The sequence below is a fragment of the Rhodococcus sp. C-2 genome (genome assembly GCF_027854095.1).
In the GTDB taxonomy this organism is placed as follows: domain Bacteria; phylum Actinomycetota; class Actinomycetes; order Mycobacteriales; family Mycobacteriaceae; genus Rhodococcus_F; species Rhodococcus_F qingshengii.
Genome location: NZ_JAQGFI010000002.1, coordinates 377,938 through 395,096, shown reverse-complemented (window position 1 = coordinate 395,096; position 17,159 = coordinate 377,938). Strand labels below are relative to the sequence as shown.

Annotated in this window: 17 protein-coding genes; 9 read left to right on the top strand and 8 right to left on the bottom strand. The window is 61.1% G+C overall.

The genetic code is table 11. From position 1 onward, the window contains the following. Positions 1-98 precede the first annotated feature (98 nt). The gene (locus PCS43_RS05615) at positions 99-947 is read left to right on the top strand and encodes a mycofactocin-coupled SDR family oxidoreductase (RefSeq protein WP_003945658.1); all 849 of its coding nucleotides are present in this window, start codon (positions 99-101) and stop codon (positions 945-947) included. Further along, positions 944-2,404, top strand: a complete 1,461-nt coding sequence (locus tag PCS43_RS05610; RefSeq protein ID WP_209911315.1) for an MFS transporter — start codon at positions 944-946, stop codon at positions 2,402-2,404. Before PCS43_RS05615 ends, PCS43_RS05610 begins: the two co-directional genes overlap by 4 nt. 30 nt (positions 2,405-2,434) lie before the next feature. On the opposite strand, the gene PCS43_RS05605 is transcribed toward PCS43_RS05610, so the two are convergent. Continuing rightward, positions 2,435-4,393, bottom strand: coding sequence for a glycoside hydrolase family 71 protein (locus PCS43_RS05605; protein ID WP_270923001.1), 1,959 nt, complete (start codon positions 4,391-4,393; stop codon positions 2,435-2,437). Between the two features lie 44 nt (positions 4,394-4,437). Here PCS43_RS05605 and PCS43_RS05600 point away from each other — a divergent pair, with 44 nt between their 5' ends. Genes PCS43_RS05600 through PCS43_RS05590 form a run of 3 tightly spaced genes read left to right on the top strand, consistent with a single transcriptional unit; the run spans position 4,438 to position 6,851 of the window. Next, complete coding sequence (locus PCS43_RS05600) at positions 4,438-5,394, top strand: daunorubicin resistance protein DrrA family ABC transporter ATP-binding protein (RefSeq protein ID WP_003945489.1); 957 nt, start codon at positions 4,438-4,440, stop codon at positions 5,392-5,394. Beyond that, complete coding sequence (locus tag PCS43_RS05595; RefSeq protein ID WP_003945537.1) at positions 5,391-6,191, top strand: ABC transporter permease; 801 nt, start codon at positions 5,391-5,393, stop codon at positions 6,189-6,191. The genes PCS43_RS05600 and PCS43_RS05595 overlap by 4 nt, the downstream gene beginning before the upstream one ends. A gap of 30 nt (positions 6,192-6,221) precedes the next feature. Then, positions 6,222-6,851, top strand: a complete 630-nt coding sequence (locus PCS43_RS05590) for a TetR/AcrR family transcriptional regulator (RefSeq protein ID WP_007734052.1) — start codon at positions 6,222-6,224, stop codon at positions 6,849-6,851. On the opposite strand, the gene PCS43_RS05585 is transcribed toward PCS43_RS05590, so the two are convergent. Further along, positions 6,842-7,636, bottom strand: a complete 795-nt coding sequence (locus PCS43_RS05585) for a putative protein N(5)-glutamine methyltransferase (protein WP_208689889.1) — start codon at positions 7,634-7,636, stop codon at positions 6,842-6,844. The two genes, PCS43_RS05590 and PCS43_RS05585, sit on opposite strands and share 10 nt — an antisense overlap. 209 nt (positions 7,637-7,845) lie before the next feature. Here PCS43_RS05585 and PCS43_RS05580 point away from each other — a divergent pair, with 209 nt between their 5' ends. Next, a complete protein-coding gene (locus PCS43_RS05580; protein ID WP_047269627.1) occupies positions 7,846-9,006 on the top strand; it encodes a lipase family protein in 1,161 nt (386 codons plus the stop codon). A gap of 10 nt (positions 9,007-9,016) precedes the next feature. Here the strand turns inward: PCS43_RS05580 and PCS43_RS05575 are convergent, their stop codons facing one another. After that, positions 9,017-9,583 (bottom strand): TetR/AcrR family transcriptional regulator, encoded by a 567-nt coding sequence (locus PCS43_RS05575; RefSeq protein ID WP_209911322.1) that lies wholly within the window; start codon positions 9,581-9,583, stop codon positions 9,017-9,019. Between the two features lie 127 nt (positions 9,584-9,710). Here PCS43_RS05575 and zapE point away from each other — a divergent pair, with 127 nt between their 5' ends. Beyond that, positions 9,711-10,658: a cell division protein ZapE gene (zapE, locus tag PCS43_RS05570; protein WP_209911327.1), complete on the top strand. Its 948-nt coding sequence runs from the start codon at positions 9,711-9,713 to the stop codon at positions 10,656-10,658. A gap of 9 nt (positions 10,659-10,667) precedes the next feature. Here zapE and PCS43_RS05565 read toward each other — a convergent pair whose 3' ends face one another. Further along, positions 10,668-11,417: a helix-turn-helix transcriptional regulator gene (locus PCS43_RS05565; protein ID WP_058227273.1), complete on the bottom strand. Its 750-nt coding sequence runs from the start codon at positions 11,415-11,417 to the stop codon at positions 10,668-10,670. On the opposite strand from PCS43_RS05565, the gene PCS43_RS05560 reads away from it, so the two are divergent. Together PCS43_RS05560 and PCS43_RS05555 are read left to right on the top strand one after the other, a co-directional pair. After that, complete coding sequence (locus PCS43_RS05560; protein WP_007734065.1) at positions 11,392-12,237, top strand: ABC transporter ATP-binding protein; 846 nt, start codon at positions 11,392-11,394, stop codon at positions 12,235-12,237. The two genes, PCS43_RS05565 and PCS43_RS05560, sit on opposite strands and share 26 nt — an antisense overlap. After that, positions 12,234-13,541, top strand: coding sequence for an FtsX-like permease family protein (locus PCS43_RS05555; RefSeq protein ID WP_209448346.1), 1,308 nt, complete (start codon positions 12,234-12,236; stop codon positions 13,539-13,541). The genes PCS43_RS05560 and PCS43_RS05555 overlap by 4 nt, the downstream gene beginning before the upstream one ends. 18 nt (positions 13,542-13,559) lie before the next feature. Here the strand turns inward: PCS43_RS05555 and PCS43_RS05550 are convergent, their stop codons facing one another. The 4 genes from PCS43_RS05550 to PCS43_RS05535 all read right to left on the bottom strand — a co-directional run bounded on the left by PCS43_RS05550 (position 13,560) and on the right by PCS43_RS05535 (position 17,097). Beyond that, positions 13,560-14,408 (bottom strand): sterol desaturase family protein, encoded by an 849-nt coding sequence (locus PCS43_RS05550; protein ID WP_064688615.1) that lies wholly within the window; start codon positions 14,406-14,408, stop codon positions 13,560-13,562. 82 nt (positions 14,409-14,490) lie between these two features. After that, a complete protein-coding gene (locus PCS43_RS05545) occupies positions 14,491-15,300 on the bottom strand; it encodes a PE-PPE domain-containing protein (RefSeq protein ID WP_209448347.1) in 810 nt (269 codons plus the stop codon). A gap of 188 nt (positions 15,301-15,488) precedes the next feature. After that, positions 15,489-16,676, bottom strand: a complete 1,188-nt coding sequence (locus PCS43_RS05540; RefSeq protein ID WP_209911332.1) for a serine hydrolase domain-containing protein — start codon at positions 16,674-16,676, stop codon at positions 15,489-15,491. Positions 16,677-16,809: 133 nt separating this feature from the next. Then, the gene (locus tag PCS43_RS05535; protein WP_003945791.1) at positions 16,810-17,097 is read right to left on the bottom strand and encodes a MerR family transcriptional regulator; all 288 of its coding nucleotides are present in this window, start codon (positions 17,095-17,097) and stop codon (positions 16,810-16,812) included. Between the last annotated feature and the right edge of the window lie 62 nt (positions 17,098-17,159).

Genomic DNA, 17,159 nt, shown 5'->3' with positions numbered 1-17,159 from the left:
TGGATTCCCGCTGTCCGGGATCGACTGTTTCTTTCGGGCGGGTTCGGAGTACGCATGCAGTACAGCGCACGCTTGCATACGACGAACTAGGAGACGGCATGAACAGCCTCGAAGGCAGCTTCGAAGGAAAAGTTGCACTGATCACCGGCGCCGCACGCGGTCAGGGGCGCGCCCACGCTGTCGCATTCGCGGAGCGTGGCGCGGACATCGTGATCTGCGACCGGTGCGAGAACAGTGATGTCGTCGCCTACCCCCTCGCAAACGAGGAGGATCTGAAGGAAACCGTTCGTTTGGTGGAAGCCACCGGTCGTCGGTGCATTGCCGTCAAGGCAGACACTGCTGATCGCGACGCAATGGACGCGCTCGTTGCCCGCGCTGAAGCCGAGTTCGGCCGTGTCGACATCGCCGTCGCGAATGCCGGTGTGTCCGTGCCCGCTCCGATCACGTCGATGACGTCGGCACAGTGGAACGAAGTCATCTCGTCGAACCTGACTGGTGTGTTCAACACCGTTGCGGCCGTGTCAGGTGGAATGGCGGAACGTGGTTACGGTCGCATCATCACGATTTCCTCGATGATGGGTCGCTCCGGTGGCACCCAGATGGCTGCGTACGGCGCCTCCAAGTGGGGCGTCATCGGTTTGACGAAGAGTGTGTCGCTCGAACTGGCAAACTCGGGTGTGACCGTGAATGCTATTGCACCGGGGAACATCTCGACGCCGATGATTCACAACGACATGATGTACGCGATGATGCGGCCTGACCTCGAATCGCCGACGGCAGACGACGTCGAACCCGTGTACGCGACTCTGCATGCGCAGCCGGTCGGTTGGCTGGATCCCTTCGAGATCACGCGAGTAGTCCTGTTCCTCGCCGCCGACGCGAGTGCCCACATGAGTGGCATCGTGGTTCCTGTCGACGCCGGAGTAGCCGCTCGCTCGAACGCTTGACGGACAAGACTGTTCGCGCGAAAGCGCGGACCGGGTGGGTCGTCGGCATCCTGAGTCTGAGCGGTGTGGTGGTCGCGCTGCAACAGACCTTGGTGGTGCCGGTCCTGCCTGCGTTCGCGACGGCATCGGGAGTATCGTCCTCCACCGCTTCCTGGCTGGTGACCTCGACGTTGCTGACCGGTGCCGTCGCAACCCCTCTCATCGGCAGACTCGCCGACATGTTCGGTAAGCGCGCGATGATGCTCGTCTGTCTTGCCGTGATGATCGTCGGCTGCATGGTTGCGGCGCTCAGCCAGAGTTTCTGGTTACTGATCCTCGGGCGCTCGTTGCAGGGGTTCGCGACGGCACTTCTGCCCGTCGGAATCAGCATCATGCGCGATGTCCTTCCTCCGGAAAAGCTCAGTGGTGCAGTAGCTCTCATGAGTGCGACGTTGGGGATCGGTGGCATGTTCGGTATGCCGATGGCTGGGGTGATCTCGGCGCACTGGGGACTACCCGCGCTTTTCTGGGTCACCGGTGGATTCGGGGTCGTACTGATAGTCGTCTTGCCGCTGGTGGTGCCGGAATCGGCTGTGAAGAGTCGCGGACGCTTCGACTTTCTGGGAGCCACAGTCCTCACGCTCGCTATGACTGCACTGCTGCTGGCCGTTTCGAAAGGAACCGAATGGGGCTGGGCAAGCCCCGAGGTTCTGGTTCTGATCGCGTCCGGCGTGGTCTTGCTCTGTGGATGGATTCCGTGGGAACTGCACACGCCGGCACCGCTGGTCGATCTGCGGACTTCACTTCGCGCTCCGATTCTGGTTTCGAACGTCTGCGCAGTATTACTCGGTTTTGCCATGTTCATCAGCGCGTTGGCGGCAACGCAGGAACTTCAGTTGCCCCTGGCGTCGGCGGACGGTCTCGGACTCTCGGCTGCCGAAGCCGGACTGGCGATGATGCCGGGCGGAGTCCTGATGATCGGATTGGCGCCGGTGTCGTCGAAGGTGACGAGGCGATGGGGAGCGAAGGCCACGTTGGCCTCAGGAGCGATCGTCATCGCAATCGGATACGTCTTGCGTGTGCTGTTGACGCCGACGCTGGTCAATATCGTGATCGGCGCTGCCGTGGTATCGGCCGGTGTGGCATTTTCCCTGGCAGCCATGCCGACTCTGATCACCGAATCTGCGCCGATCCATCAGACTGCCTCGGCCAACGGATTCAACAGCCTGCTCCGTTCGGTCGGTACCTCCACCGGAAGCGCCGTTGCGGCAGCGGTATTGGCCGGTTCGACGGTGGTGATCGGTGCGAGCACTGTGCCGACCCTGCATTCGTTCGCGGTTTTGTACTGGATCGGAGCGGGCGTATCGGCACTGGCGGCCGCGGTGACCTTGGCAGTGAGGGTGGAGCGGACGGGGGCGGTATCGCGGCCCGAGTTACCAATTGCCGCTGAAACCGATGGCGCAACGAAGATCGGGTGAGTCGACGGACTCACCCGATCTTCGTCACCGTTATCTCCGACTGGAATCGACCAGGTACTCGAGATTCTGGTTGTACGGCGTGGCCGTCACCGCCGCGTGCGAACTCACCCGAGACACCTCGGTAGTGCCGCGAACGACAGAGGCCTTGATGGAACCTACTTTCAACGGGGCGATGCAGCTGCTCATCCCGGCCGGGGCATTGCAGGTGGTTGTCGTGGTTCCCACCGTCACTTTGACGACCGCCGGCGCCGTCAAGAAGGAAAGGACTTCGACGGTATCGCGAGCGGGGGATGACCATTGGCGCAGTGTCATAGGGGCAGCAGAGCGATTGACGGGGACCGCGGAGACCGACTGATTGCGGTAGATGAGATACGCGGTGTCGCGAACAATCGCGGGTGAGGCGCCGGAGCGGAAGCTGTACAGCCCGTAGGAACTCATGTCGAGTAACGCGCGCCCATGACCGGCGCTGGGTGCGAACGACGTTCCCTCGCTGTAGTCGTTCCAGGTGACGAGCTGTACCCATTCACTGTTGGACGCAATCGCAATCTGCCACATGTTCTGCAGATTCTGTGAATTCTGTGCCTCGTCGTAGATCGACTGACTTGGACGAACATCTTGGAAGGCGACTGGTTGCATCCATATCTTTCCCAAGGAGTGAGCGGCAGCGGCAAGTCCCATCGGAGAGTTCGGGTTCGATCCCGAGAGCGGATTTCCTGCCGGATTTCGATTACCCCAATTCGACATCCCGTAGCTGATCGATGCAAAAGAATTCCGGTTGGCTGCAGCGTCGAGGAAAACCGGAACAAATGCCACATTTATGCCGTAAGAATTCTTCATCAGAGTGATGAACTCCGACCACCAGCCCGCAGTCTTGTTTTCGGCAAGGAATGGAGATATCACGAGCCGTCCGTCGTTCAATTTGAACGATGATGCCATGGTCGAATACGGTTTCATCTCTGCTGCCATTTGAGCTGCGGTCATGTTTTTGAACGCGCCGTTCATATCAGGCATGAGCATGATCTTGAAATTCGGATCGACTGCTGCGGCCGCTTTGATCAGGGCGGTGGGCACGGTGGAACCCCACCAACTGGTGTCGGTTGCCTTGGCGATGATGTCGACGGAGAATCCGTCGATGCCCGTGGCGATTGCCGAACGAACTTCGTTTTCGAGGTCGCGTTGGCGCCACTGCGTATCGGCGATGGGTTGCCGCGGTGTCGGCCGATCGCGGAGGAATCCTCCGTAGCGAACGTGTTTGTTGTTCTCGCCGTTGAACGTAAGATATTGTGTCGCATAGTAATCGCCAGACGGATTCGCATTGTCGATCGAAACCGGATAGGGCGGGAAGTAGTGAGCGAAAACCAACTTTCCGTTCAGTGCTGACTTGGGTGGAATGTCGAAGGGCAGCGCTGCAGATTCAGGATTCGCCGAGAACGAGGCCGGCGTGTACGTCGACGCGGAGCGTGGTTGTGTGTTGTACGCGGCGATCAGTGCGGCCGCGACAATCACGGCCAGGGTGAAGCAGATGGTCTCGAAGGAATATTTCGCCGTTTTTCGGATCCACGGAGTTCGGATGTATCGAGTTCTGATACTCATGGCACAGTCAGCCTTTCTCGATCCCCCGAAGTGTGAGTCTTCCCCGCGTGCACTGAATCGGTGATTCAATTCTTTTCGGCCTCTGTCTGATTTGTAATTCGAGATTCGACACCATAAGTCAACCGTCACCGGCCCGAGTGTCACTTGCTGAACGAGTGTAACGCTGCCGCGTTCATCATGAATACCTGAAAGCGGTCTTTGTTCAAGAATTTCGGGTTTTTCTTTCCGATATATATCCGTCGAAAGGTCGGTGAAATTTATCGGCTGTATTGGACAGGACTGGGACGTGTGGTCTGTTCCGTACCTCGTGGCCGAAAGGCACCGGCGAAACCAGGGAGGTGATTGCAGCCGGGCAACTGACGAAATTTCCTGGAATGTGTCGGCCTCCTGGGTCACACTGGGGAACGGACTACCGACGGATTACCGACGCGGGAGGGCTCATGACCGAAGCGATTGTGGCCGAGGGGCTGGTCAAGAAGTACGGCGACGTCACGGCATTGGACGGCATCGACCTGGAAGTGCGCGAGGGTTCGGTGATGGCCCTGTTGGGCCCCAACGGCGCCGGAAAAACCACTGCGGTAAGGATATTCACGACGCTGCTCATTCCCGACGGTGGACGCGCCAAGGTTGCCGGGCTGGACGTGGTCGAGGATGCGCGGGCGTTGCGATCCAAGATCGGTGCTTCGGGTCAGTACGCCGCGGTCGACGAGTACCTGACGGGCTATGAGAACTTGGACATGGTCGGGAGGCTGTATCACCTCGGCGCCCGAAGCAGTAAGGCCCGAGCGCGTGAATTGCTCGAGCAGTTCGATCTCGTCGAGGCTGGAGATCGACCGGTCAAGGGCTATTCCGGCGGAATGCGGCGACGTCTCGATCTCGCCGGCGCATTGGTTGCTCGGCCGCAGGTGTTGTTTCTCGACGAGCCGACCACCGGCCTCGATCCTCGGGCGCGACTCGGTCTCTGGGACGTCATCGAAGGGTTGGTGGCTCAGGGGACCACGCTGTTGCTCACGACGCAATACATGGAGGAAGCCGAGAGGTTGGCCGACCAGATCGCCGTCATCGACCGCGGCTCGGTCATTGCGCGCGGTACTGCAGATCAGTTGAAGGCGCGGGTCGGGGGTGAGCGCATTGAACTGAGTGTGCACGAGGTCGAGCATCTCGACATCGTCCGCGAGGAATTGCGCTCGCTTGCCGTGGGGGACATTCAGGTTCAAGAGAATGTCCGTCGCGTCACCGTTCCTGTCGACGACGGCACCGACGCGTTGGTCGCGGCGCTGAATCTTCTGTCGGCACGAGGCATCCGCGTATTCGACGTCGGCCTGCGCAGACCCACTCTCGACGATGTCTTCCTCACACTGACCGGGCACCAGGCTGAACTGGAGGATCAGAAATGACCGTGCAGATGGCGCTCGAAGACGGTTTGACCATCGCCAGGCGAAACTTGATCAAGATCAAGCGCGTTCCGGACCTGTTGGTGTTCACCACTTTGTCGCCGATCATGTTCGTGCTCTTGTTCGCGTATGTGTTCGGCAGTGCGATCTCCGTCCCGGGCACGTCGTATCGAGAATTCCTGATCGCCGGAATCTTCACGCAGACGGTCATATTCGGTGCTACCTGGACTGGTTTGGGGATGGTCGAAGACATTCAGAAAGGAATCATCGACAGATTTCGATCGCTGCCCATGGCTCCGTCTGCCGTGCTGACCGGCCGAACATCGAGTGACGTGTTGATCAACGTCATCAGTTTGGTGGTCATGTCGTTGACCGGTCTTCTGGTCGGGTGGCGGATTCACTCCAGTTTCCTCGAAGCGGTGGCGGGTTATGCGCTGCTTCTGTTCTTCGCGTACGCGTTGTCGTGGGTCATGGCTGTTGTCGGGCTTTGGATCCGGACACCGGAGGTATTCAACAACGCGAGCTTCATCGTCATCTTTCCGCTGTCGTTCATCGCGAACACTTTTGTCGAGACCACCAATCTTCCCGGCCCGCTCAAAGTGATCGCCGAATGGAATCCGGTGTCGGCGGTTACCCAGGCGGTGCGTGAATTGTTCGGCAATACCAATCCTGCAATGACGGTTCCGGATGCGTGGCCACTGCAGAATCCGGTCATTGCGTCGTTGTTGTGGACTTTCGGTTTGCTGATCGTCTTCGTGCCGTTCGCTATTCGTCGGTATCAGAAGGCAGTCAGCCGCTGACCTGGTGATTCCGGCCGGTAGGGTGGATATGTGCCGGAGCCCGAACGCATCGACAAACGCAGCCTGAGATACGCCGGGCGACGTGAGGAGTTGCTCGACGCGCTGACCCGCTACGTCATCGACAACGGTGTCGGGGAACTGACGGTGAGGCAGCTCGCCAAGGCCGTGGGTGTGTCGCATGCGTCGCTACTCAACCATTTCGAGAGCAAGGAGAATCTGCTCTCCGAGGTCATCGAGAACATGCGTGGTGAGTCCATTCCGATTGCGGTGCCGATGAAACCGGGGGTCGATCCGGCGACAGTGCTGACTGCGTGGTGGACCGAACGTACGACGCCGGAGGTCCTGCCGCGGTTCCGGGTGATGGTCGAGATCTACGCCCTCGCGCTCGGCGACCGCGACCGCTACGGACGGTTCCTGGACCGTTTTGTGGGCGATTGGATCGAGGCACTGGAAGCCGGTCTACGACAAGCGGGTTGCCCCGAGGACGATGTTGCCTCTGTCGCTACTCTGTTGCTCTCGCAAATGCGGGGTCTGTCGATGGATCTTCTGGCCACCGGCGACCGGGCCCGCGTCGATCGCGCGTTCGGGCTTTTTGTCGACGGCTTTGCCGCCCGCGCTCGGGAGTGGTCCACGCCAGGATCCGATCGCCTTCAACGCTGACCGATCACCACGGTCGACGCGGTCTCGCTGTAGGTTGCCACCCGAGTGAGAAACCCTCCCCGAGTGAATGTTTCAACAGTCATTTCGACCTGCTCCGTACTCGTCTCGACGAGAAGACAGCCACCCGGTCGTAGCCACGGCGCGGCGTCCGCGATGATGCGACGCTGCAGGTCCAGTCCGTCGGTACCGCCGTCCAACGAGACCAGCGGTTCGTGAAGACGGGCTTCGGGCGGCATCAGCCTGATCGATTCGGTGGGGACGTAAGGTGCATTGGCGACGACGACATCCACGCGACCGAGTAATTTCGTCGGCAGTGGTTCGAATAAATCGCCTTCGAGTACACGCTCGGGCGGTGTGATGTTTCGGCGAGCGCACCGCACTGCGGCCGGTTCCACGTCTACCGCGTACAAATCGACGGCGTTGAGCGTCGACTGCAGGACAACACCGACAGCTCCTGAGCCGCAACACATGTCGACGACGACGCTTCCTGGGGTGACAAGTGAGCAGGCCTGCCGGGCGAGGAACTCGGTGCGCCGGCGTGGGACGAAGACTCCGGAGTCGATGTGAATGCGCAAGCCGCAGAACTCGGCCCATCCGAGGACGGGCTCGAGTGGTTCGCCGGCAACTCGTCGGTCGACCATCGCGTCGAGTTCATCGCGAGAGCGTGCGGTGTGAAGAAGTAGGCGAGCCTCGTCTTCGGCGAAGACGCAACCTGCTGCTCGGAGGATCGCGGCCACCGACTTCTGCTGCGAAGCAGGGAAGGTCGGGAGATCAGGTGCTGACATGAGAGAGCCTTTCGGCCTCCTGATCTCGCGGGGGACCTGCACGTATCGAACACCGCCACCCTACCCGAGCAGGCGTGTCACGACGGTCGATGCGCAGCGGAAATTTAGGTTGACCAAATGGTAAGGCTGTTCTATGGTCTGAACTCGATCAGCTGATGTGGGGCCGATCACCACATATGCACCGTCACCGCAATCGGTAGGAGAAGTACGTGAGTAAGCGACTGTGTAGGACGCTCGTCGGACTGAGCGCGAGTGCGTTGGTGGCGTTGACAGTTGCGGCGCCGGCCGGAGCGGAACCGAACGATGCTCCGGGTGCTGTCGTGAGTCAGGAGTTGCTCGGTCCCGACCGGGTGATCCCGGGTGCCGTGAGCGCAACGAAGGTGACGTACTGGTCGACGGGCCCGAAGGATGCGCCGATGACGAGTACCGGTGTGGTGTATCGCCCAGAGGGAGCTCCGCCCGAGGGTGGTTGGCCGGTCATCTCCTACGCGCACGGGACGGTGGGTGTCGCGGATCAGTGTGCGCCGAGCAGCAGTGTTCCACTCGAACGGACCGCGACGCATCTGGGTCACTGGCTGGAGCAGGGATACGCGGTCGTGACCACCGACTACGTGGGGCTCGGAACACCCGGTGTTCACCCGTATCTCGACGGTCGTTCCGCTGCACACAGCGTTGTGGACATGGTGCGTGCCGCTCGTGCGGTCGACGACGACCTGTCGAGCGCATGGGTTGCGATGGGGCAGTCGCAGGGCGGGCAGGCGACTATGTTCACCGCTTCGCTTGCCACTGCTTACGCGCCGGAGTTGGACTACCGCGGCGCTGTCGCCACTGGTGTCCCCTCGAACATCGAGAATCTTCTACCGCTCGGTGGTCCGGCTTTCCCGGCGCTACCGCTCAAGGGTACGACGGTCTACATCGCGAACGTTCTTGACGGACTGCGTGCTTCGCGGCCGGATATCGACATCGACTCGTATCTGACCCCTCTCGGCAAGACCATCCTCGACGACGTCGAGAACAACATGTGCTACACCGAGGCGCGCACGAAGTACGGAACCGTCACACTCGGGCAGGTGCTGACGAAGTCGCTGGACAATCCAGTATTCATGGAGGCTGCGCGTGACCTGCTCACTGTGCCGACCGCAGGATACGACCGCCCGTTCTTCATCGGTCAGGGGTTGTCGGACATCGATGTTCCGGCACCGCTGACACTGAAGTTCGCGGCCGACCTTACTGCCAACGGTGTCGACTTTGCATTCCATACCTATCCCACTGATCATCTGGGAACCGTTCCGGCTTCGGTTCCAGACAGCACCCCGTTTGTCGCGGCACTCTTCTCTGGTCAACGACCCTGCACCGGAAGCCTCTGCTGACCAACATCTTTCAGGTGGCACCAACTCCGCGCAGATAGATGTCGATCGGGATCCGAAGTTGCCGAACGGTTTCGGAGGAGCGGGGATCTCGGCTACGCGCTCCGAGGCAGTAGTCGAAGATCAAGCCCTCCAGAAGGCTCAGAAAATTTTCGGCGGCGACGTCAGGATCGTCAACGCCAATGATGTCGAAGACAGGCCTTGCCTTCTCCCGTGAAAACAGGCTGTCTTCGAGGAGTTGGTGCAATGCCGAATCTCGGGGAGTTTCCAAGAGCAGTGCATATCTCGCGATCAATTCGTGTCTGCGGTGCGAAAGAAGATCATCGAGATACTCGGCCGTCAGGGCAGCAGGATCGCTGGGCCTCTCGCGGAGTTCGTCGAATATCGAACGTGACCGGTGCACGATGTGCAATGCGGTTGCTTCGAGTAGTGCCTCGCGAGTGCGGAAATAGTACGACGTCGAACCGGCAGGAAGTTCCAGGGACTGATCAACCGCCCGATGGGTGAGTGCACGCGGGCCCTGCTCGGCGATGATCGTGACGGCGGATGCCGCGATGAGGGCTCTGCGATCAGGCTTCATGTCGTTCCTTGCTGTCGATGTTGCATGCTGCCGGAGCTGCATGCTGCAGATGGTGCGTCGTGAGGGTCACATTGACTCGATTTGCCTTCGATCACTAGCCTCGACTCTACAGACGTAGAGGAGTCTTATGCTTCTGGACGAAGAGCAGTTGGCGGCACGCGAAGCCCTCGACGCACTGCAGGCCCGGATCTCGGGCGGTGAGGTCGGGGGTGGGATCTATCTCTGGGGTAGCGTCGGCCGCGGGAAGACGATGCTCATGGACGAGTTCTACGACGGGCTCCCGGTCGGCAAGCGGCGCATTCACTTTCATCGGTTCTTTGCAGATCTGCACTCTCGGGCGCATGAACTCGGCTCGATGGGCGTGGCACTGGATCACGTCGTCGATGGAATCCGTGTGCTCTGTTTCGACGAGTTCCACCTCGACGACGTCGCCGACGCCATGTTCATGGCAAGGGTTCTCGACACAATCGTCGCGAAAGGCGTGACTGTTGTCGTCACGTCCAATGTTTCGCCGACCGATCTTCTTCCCAATCCGCTTTTTCACGAGCAGTTCGTTCCGTCGATCGAGTTGATCGAACGGACTCTCGAGGTGATCGAGTTGGGTGGCTCCGTCGACTATCGGACGGCGGGACAGCCAGGTGCCGGGGACTACCGATTTGCGACAGGGGAATTCCTCGTCGGCTCGGGAATTACGCGGCCTTCGGGCGAAAGTGTCGAATTGACGATAGGCACACGCACATTGGAGTGCTCGGCGATTCGAGACGGTGTCGTCTGGTTCGACTTCGAGGTGCTGTGCACTGGTTCGACCTCGGCTGCCGATTACCTCGCGCTCGCCGCCCGCTTCGACGACTGGGTGATCTTCGGAGTGCCGGTGCTCGCCGAGGCGTCGGAATTTGCCCTTCGCCGTTTCGCGAATGTCGTCGATGTTCTCTATGACGTCGATGCGCGGCTGACGATCTACGCCGACGCTTACGTCGAAGAAGTGGCAGGCAGCCTCCGGGACGTGCCGGGGTTGGCGCGCCTCTACAGTCGTCTGTCGCTACTGGCGAGGTCGGCGGTGGGCAGCATCAGTTGAGGAGCAGCGTCAATTCCAGGTGAGATCGCCGGTCGCGGCGCTGGGCGTGAGTCCGAACATGCTGTGGCAGATCCGGTTGAGATGGGCGCTGTCGGTGAAGCCGGCCTCGTGGGCACTGGTTGTCAGGCTTGCGCCACCGCTCATCACTTCCATGGCGCGTCGTAGCCGCAACCAACGAATGTAGGTCGAAAAACTCATCTGCAGTTGATCGTTGAAGATTCTTCCCAATCGGCCGGGCGAGATGGAGACCAGCGCGGCGGTGTCCGTCACCGTTATCGGCCCCGAAAGTCGCTCGGGCAGTATCGTCAGAGCATGCTCGAGTGCAGGGTGAAGAGCGCCTAAGTTCGACGGCTGTCTACTTTCGGACAGTGAATCGATCAGCCTCGCTGCGTATTCCAGATCCGAATCAGCGCCACGGTCCGTCATCGCTACTGCGGTCCGCCCACGGTCCGACCAGTCGGCCACACCACCGTGCTCGGATACAGGCGGCCTGATGCGCCGGCCCATCCCCGTGGTGGAGTCCACGTAGATCGCTCGTCCCCGCGCACCCTCGGAGGCGGACAACGCGTGGACCGCCCCGGATGGAATGACCACGGACCGCACGACTTCACTGTGGCCGTCCCCGTCCGTGACCGTGACGTCCCCGTCGTCGACGATCATGATCTGAACGGCGGCATGCGAATGCATGTGCGCGGATCCCACTGCGCCGGTGAACATGAGAATTCCGGGCTCCATGTGGACGGCGCCGGACCAGGTCATGTCGGAAATCATAGTGACGACCCTGACAGAGCTCGGGGTCCGGTCATCCTCCGGTAGGACCGCACTCGGTTCGAAGATCGTGCGCTGGGCCGATGTGCTGGCGAGGGGTTCACGAGAAGGTGGAATCATGAACAACGCACAAGCACCCGCAGTCCTGTCGGTCCACGCGCTGGGCAAGTCGTACGGCGACGTTCCAGTGCTCCGAGGTGTATCGCTGGAAGTGCGCGCCGGTACTGCTACGGCCATCATGGGTCCTTCAGGGTCGGGCAAGTCGACTCTGCTGCATTGCATGTCAGGAATCGTCAAGCCCGACTCGGGAGCAATCCTGCTGAGCGGCAGGCATATCGAGAACCTCGGTGAGAACGACCGCAGCCGCCTCCGACGCGAGTCGTACGGATTCGTTTTTCAATCGGGCCAACTGTTGCCGGAGCTTCCGGCGATCGAGAACGTCGCTTTGCCCTTGGTGCTCAACGGGTTGTCCATCGCCGAAGCCAAGCGGACGGCGCACGGCTTCTTCGCGCCATTGGGACTGGACGGGCTGCAGGACCGTCGCCCGGGTCAGATGTCGGGTGGGCAGTCGCAACGTGTGGCGATTGCGCGAGCGTTGGTGACCAAACCCGCCGTTCTCTTCGCAGACGAGCCGACCGGTGCCCTCGACGCGCAGACGAGTTGGGAAGTGATGAGGGTGTTGCGTGATTCGGCTCAACAGATCGGTTCTGCGTTGGTCGTCGTCACTCACGATGCCGAAGTCGCTCGGTGGTGTGATCGCACGATGATGATGCAGGCCGGTTCGCTCGTCGGGACACAGGTGGCGGCATGAAGGCCACAGCGCGCGTTGCATTGATGACGGTGCGAGGTGAAGGCCGAAAGGCCTTGAGTACCTTCGCGCTCCCAGTGTCCGCATTTGCCGCCTCGACGACGTTGTTGCTGACGGTGCTCGGCGGCTACGGTGCATTTGCGGGCAGATCGAGCGAACCCGAAGCCGAGGCGTACCTAGCGCTCGCAGGGGTTGCTTCGGTGTTGATGATCGTTCCAGCCGTCACTCTCGGTCTGGCGGCGGCCCGCTTGGGCGCGCGCCGTCGCGACGAACGACTTGCCTCGCTGCGACTCATCGGATCCACCCCTCGCCAGATCGTTGCGCTGTGCGCTGCGGAATCGGGTATCCAGGGCTTGGCTGGTGCGTTGATCGGTGTGGTGGGATACCTCCTCGCGTTGCCGCTCGTAGCTCTCTTGAGATTTCAAGGTCGGACATTCGAGTGGAGTGAGCTTTGGGTAGGCGCACTTCCGCTGGTGGGCATCGTATTCGGAATGACCATCCTGGCTGCTTTGACGTCGATGCTCGGGATGCGCCAGGTGTTCGTGAGCCCGTTGGGCGTCACGGCGGGCAATCCCAGCGCCGCACCGAAGATGATCTTCGCGGTGGCTGGGGTGGGGGTTCTTCTGGGGTGGAGTGCATTTGGGGGCTCCGCGGCAAGCATCGCGGCAATCCTGGTGGGCCTTGGTCTCTGCTTCGGCGTTGTTGCGTTGGTCGGTCCGTTCGTCATTTCGCTGCTTGGACGGATCATGCTCAAATGCGCCAAAGACGGTGCTTCGCTGATTGCGGCGCGTCGGGTCCTGGATAATCCGAAGGCTGTGTGGCGCACGGTCAGCGGTGTGACGATGGCCAGCTTCGTTGCCGCAGGCACATCTCTCCTCGCCGCGATAGGCAACGGGGAAGGGCACGATTTGCAGCCAGGGCAGGAGTTCCTGTTCGCGGACATGAGAACCGGGGTGTTGTTCACTCTCGGAGCAACATTCACGTTGGCGGCCATCTCGTCTGCGCTCACCCAGGTATCCGGGATCCTCGACAACCGTGAGCTGTATCGGAGTCTGACTTTGGCCGGCACACCTGTCGAGGTGATGGACAGCGCCCGCATGAGGCACGTTCGCACTCCCGTGGTGGTGATGGCACTGGCCGGCGCCGGCGCTGCACTGCTGTTCCTCTTCCCGCTGGCAGGGGCAGCCGTATTGACCACTCCAATGGCGCTGGTTCAGTTGGGCGTCACCCTGGCTGTGGGGATCGCGTTGGTGTTGGCCAGTGCGTTTGCAGCCAAGCCCGTCATGCGACGGGTACTCGCGGGCTGAATCTCCACCCCTCGTCCGTCAGTTCTGTCTCCGGAACGGTTCGGCCAACTGGCCGAGGTAGTCGTCCGGGTAGTCGGGCTTGGCCGCCATTCCGAGATCGTCACTGCTGAATCGCTTTTCCGGATCGAAAGAATAAGTGCGGAACAGGTGATCCCAGATCAGAGTGAACAAACCGAAATTGACGTCACCGATTCCCGCCCACTTGAGGTGATGGAATCGGTGGCCGGCGTTGAGGGCGAGTATCGGACGCAGGGGGCCGATGCGGTAGTCGGCATTCGAATGCTGAAGCAGGAGTTGGACAGCGACACAAACCGCGAGCGCCGAGGCAACTGGAACGGGCATCCCGAGGAGGATCAGTGGCAGGACGCCACCGGCGGTTTCGAAAGTCTGATGCACGGGGTGCTTCATCAGTCCGTTCATACCGTAGAACCGTTCGAGGCTGTGATGAACCGCGTGGAAACGCCACAACCATCCAACCTTGTGGCTGATCAAATGCACCACGGTGATGCCGAAATCGGCAACCAACACTGCGAAGACGACCTGAAGGACAAACGGAAGACCGCTCGGCCACAGCCCGTCGAACGGAATCACCGCGGCCATCAACGGGATTACCGCGACGCTGACCAAGATGAGGGATTCGTTGACAAACGCATGGACAGCGTCGCGAAACCTGTCCGGTCCCGGGGCATTCCACGAAGATTCGTAGGGAAGCGCCCGTTCGGCCGCGAACGAGCAGACCACTGCGAAGAGAATCAATGCCACCAGTGACCATTTCGGCGCGCCGGATGCCGCCAGCGCGATTGCGGCTCCGTTGATTCCCAAGAGCATGAACGGGACGTACCCGTATCTGACGATGAAGGTGAGCATGTATTCGATGGTGCACGGCGCGGGTGGTCCTCGACTTGTACGAATCGGTCGACTTTCAGTCAGCCGAACAAGCGGTGTCGCGTTACTTCGTCAGCACGGTGGCGAGTGCAGCGCTCAGATACGGAGTGATGTTCTCGACGACCCGTGTCACGATCGCAGTGGCGACGTCAGCCGGTTGCAGTGGCACCGACGGTGTCTGCGGCAGCGCCGGGGGAGCAGGCGGAGCGGGCTCGGACATCATCGGCGTGTAGGTGTTGTGCTTCGTGAAGTAGCCGAAGACCGAATCCACGAACACCTCGGGCGCATCACGCGGCTTGGGCATGTTGCAGATGCCGTCACCCTCGATGCAGACTTCCTGCACTGCGATGTCTCCGAATCCGCCGCGTGCTCCGGACATCGTCGCTCCCGGAACGACATTGGGCACTACGGTTTCGATGCCCCCGGCCGAGTTGCGAGGGTCGGCGTAGAGGACGCCTTCGACTTGCGATTGGGGAATGGATCCGTCACGTGCGATGTCCCCGAGAACGTCGCCGGCAATCCGTGCTCCCTGTGAGTATCCGGTGACGACGATCTCGCTGCCCGGGCACTGAGCGTGGAAAGCGTTGACTTCGGTGCGAAGCGTCTGGGCGCCGGCGGCAACGCTCTGGTCGTACGTCTGTTCGCCGAGCGGCCAGAAGCTGGCGGGGTAGGTCACCGGCTTGGAGGCGTAACCCTGGGTGACGTAGCGGTCGGTGACGGGTTGCGTCGTTTGTCCCGTCGGATCCCACGTTCCGCCGACCGCGAATACCGCACCGGCCGGGCACGACCCACCGTCATTCGGGTCCGCTCCGGCAGGTACCGACATCACAAGAGTCACCCCCGCTGTGACTGCAACCGTGCATGCCACTGACATCGCGTATTTCCTCATCGGGCCTGTCCCCATCTATCTACGTTCTCGTTCACTGGCGAGACAACCCGCGGTCCGACGCGTTTCGTTCGGTACTGAAGAGAATGGTGATGGGGCGATAAGTCCTGGAGGTAATCCGTGCGTAAACAGGAAGTTGCCGACCGGCGCTGTTTACTACCAGCGTGTGTGGGGCGTCACGGCGTCGGTACCTGCGGCGGGTGATCCGGCTCGAGGAGGGTTCCGATCTCCTTCCCCATCGACACGGCGTTGTTGAGGTCCGCGTTGGTTGTCGGCCCGAGTGTGGCGTAGACGACGATCGTCGTCTTCGAGTCGGGGTAGTAGAGCGCGAGACCGTTGTAACCGCCGTACGACGGGTTCATCACCAGCCAGCCGTCGAGGTGCCCGGTCCCGAAGGAAAAGAACTTGTCCGCCGTCATACTTCCCAAGCCCGCAGTCGTCGGCGCCATCTGCTGCTCGAAAGCCTTGTCGGATAGTAACTCTCCCGTTCCCAGCGCGCGCACCCACTTTCCGACGTCGGCGACAGGCGCGTTCATGTTTCCGCTGTGCAGGAACGCCGTCGGATTCCAGAAAGTGGAGTCTTCGAATACTCCACGTTCATTGGTGTAACCGTGCAGGATCGGTTCGTCCATCTGCGACGTGAGTACAACGCTGCTGTGATCCATCCCGAGTGGATCGAAGACGCGCTGCTGAAGTAGTTCGCCCAGCGGTTTTCCAGTCGCTTTCTCCATGACGTCGCCGAGCAGCGTCAGGTCGCTGTGCGCGTACGCCCAACCGGTGCCGGGTTCGAACAACGGCGGGCGGGAGTTGGCAAGATCCAGGATCTCTCGAGAAGTCCAGCCCTTCATCGGGTTGTCCGTGAAGAGTTTGAGGAACTGTGGATCGGTCACGTAGTCGGAGATGCCCGACGTGCTGTTGGCCAGCATTCGCGGAGTGATGGTGTCTGCGCGTGGAAAGTTCGGTTCCCACTTCGCGATCGGTTGATCGAGGGGAAGCGTTCCCTCTTCGTCGAGTTGCAGCAGGACTGTCGAGAGCATCGGTTCCATCGGTTGGCCGACGCGCAACTGCATGTCGGTTGTCGCCGGAACTCCGACAGGGGACTCTCCGACGGCGCCGAGAGCAACTTCGTCGTCGCCTCGCCACACCCCGAACACAGCGGCACTGAGGCCCAAGTCGGCCACTTGGCGGCGGACGATGTCCGTGATCTCGGTGGATTCCCGACTGCTCGAGGTGCTGGGAGAGGCGCTGCCCGTGTTTGTTACGGAGTCATCGTCGGAACTGCACGCAGCGGTTGCAGTGGCAACGGTCAAGGCGATCGACAGAGCAGACAGCCGCACCCGAGCGCGGTGGTGGGAGGAAGTCATGCCTGCGATCCCTTCGATGTGGAAATCGAGCAACCGACGCCGAGCAATGTCCCAATTGGCCGAATTTACCGCAGTTGGAAGGAGGAGGGGTCAGATCGACCGTATAGGCGCAACTGCTGTTCCAGTGCAGTCCTCATTCGGGTGCCGCGTCCGGTTCCTCTCGCAGGTCCTGCGCTTGCTGAAGCTCGGCGTTGATGCGACGGGCTTCGGTGAGTTGGTCTTCGAGGATGATGATGCGGCAAGCCGCGTCGAGCGCCGTGCCGTTGGCTACGAGTTCGTGCGCGCGGGCTGCGATGCGCAGCTGGTAGCGGGAGTAGCGGCGATGTCCGCCCTCAGAGCGTTGCGGGGTAAGTAGTTTCGCGGCATCGAGGCTACGAAGGAAAGCTTGCCTGACACCGAGGATCTCGGCCGCATGTCCCATGCTGTACGCAGGATAGTTCTCGTCGTCGAATCTGCCGGAGGGGTCCCCCGGTGGTGTATCTG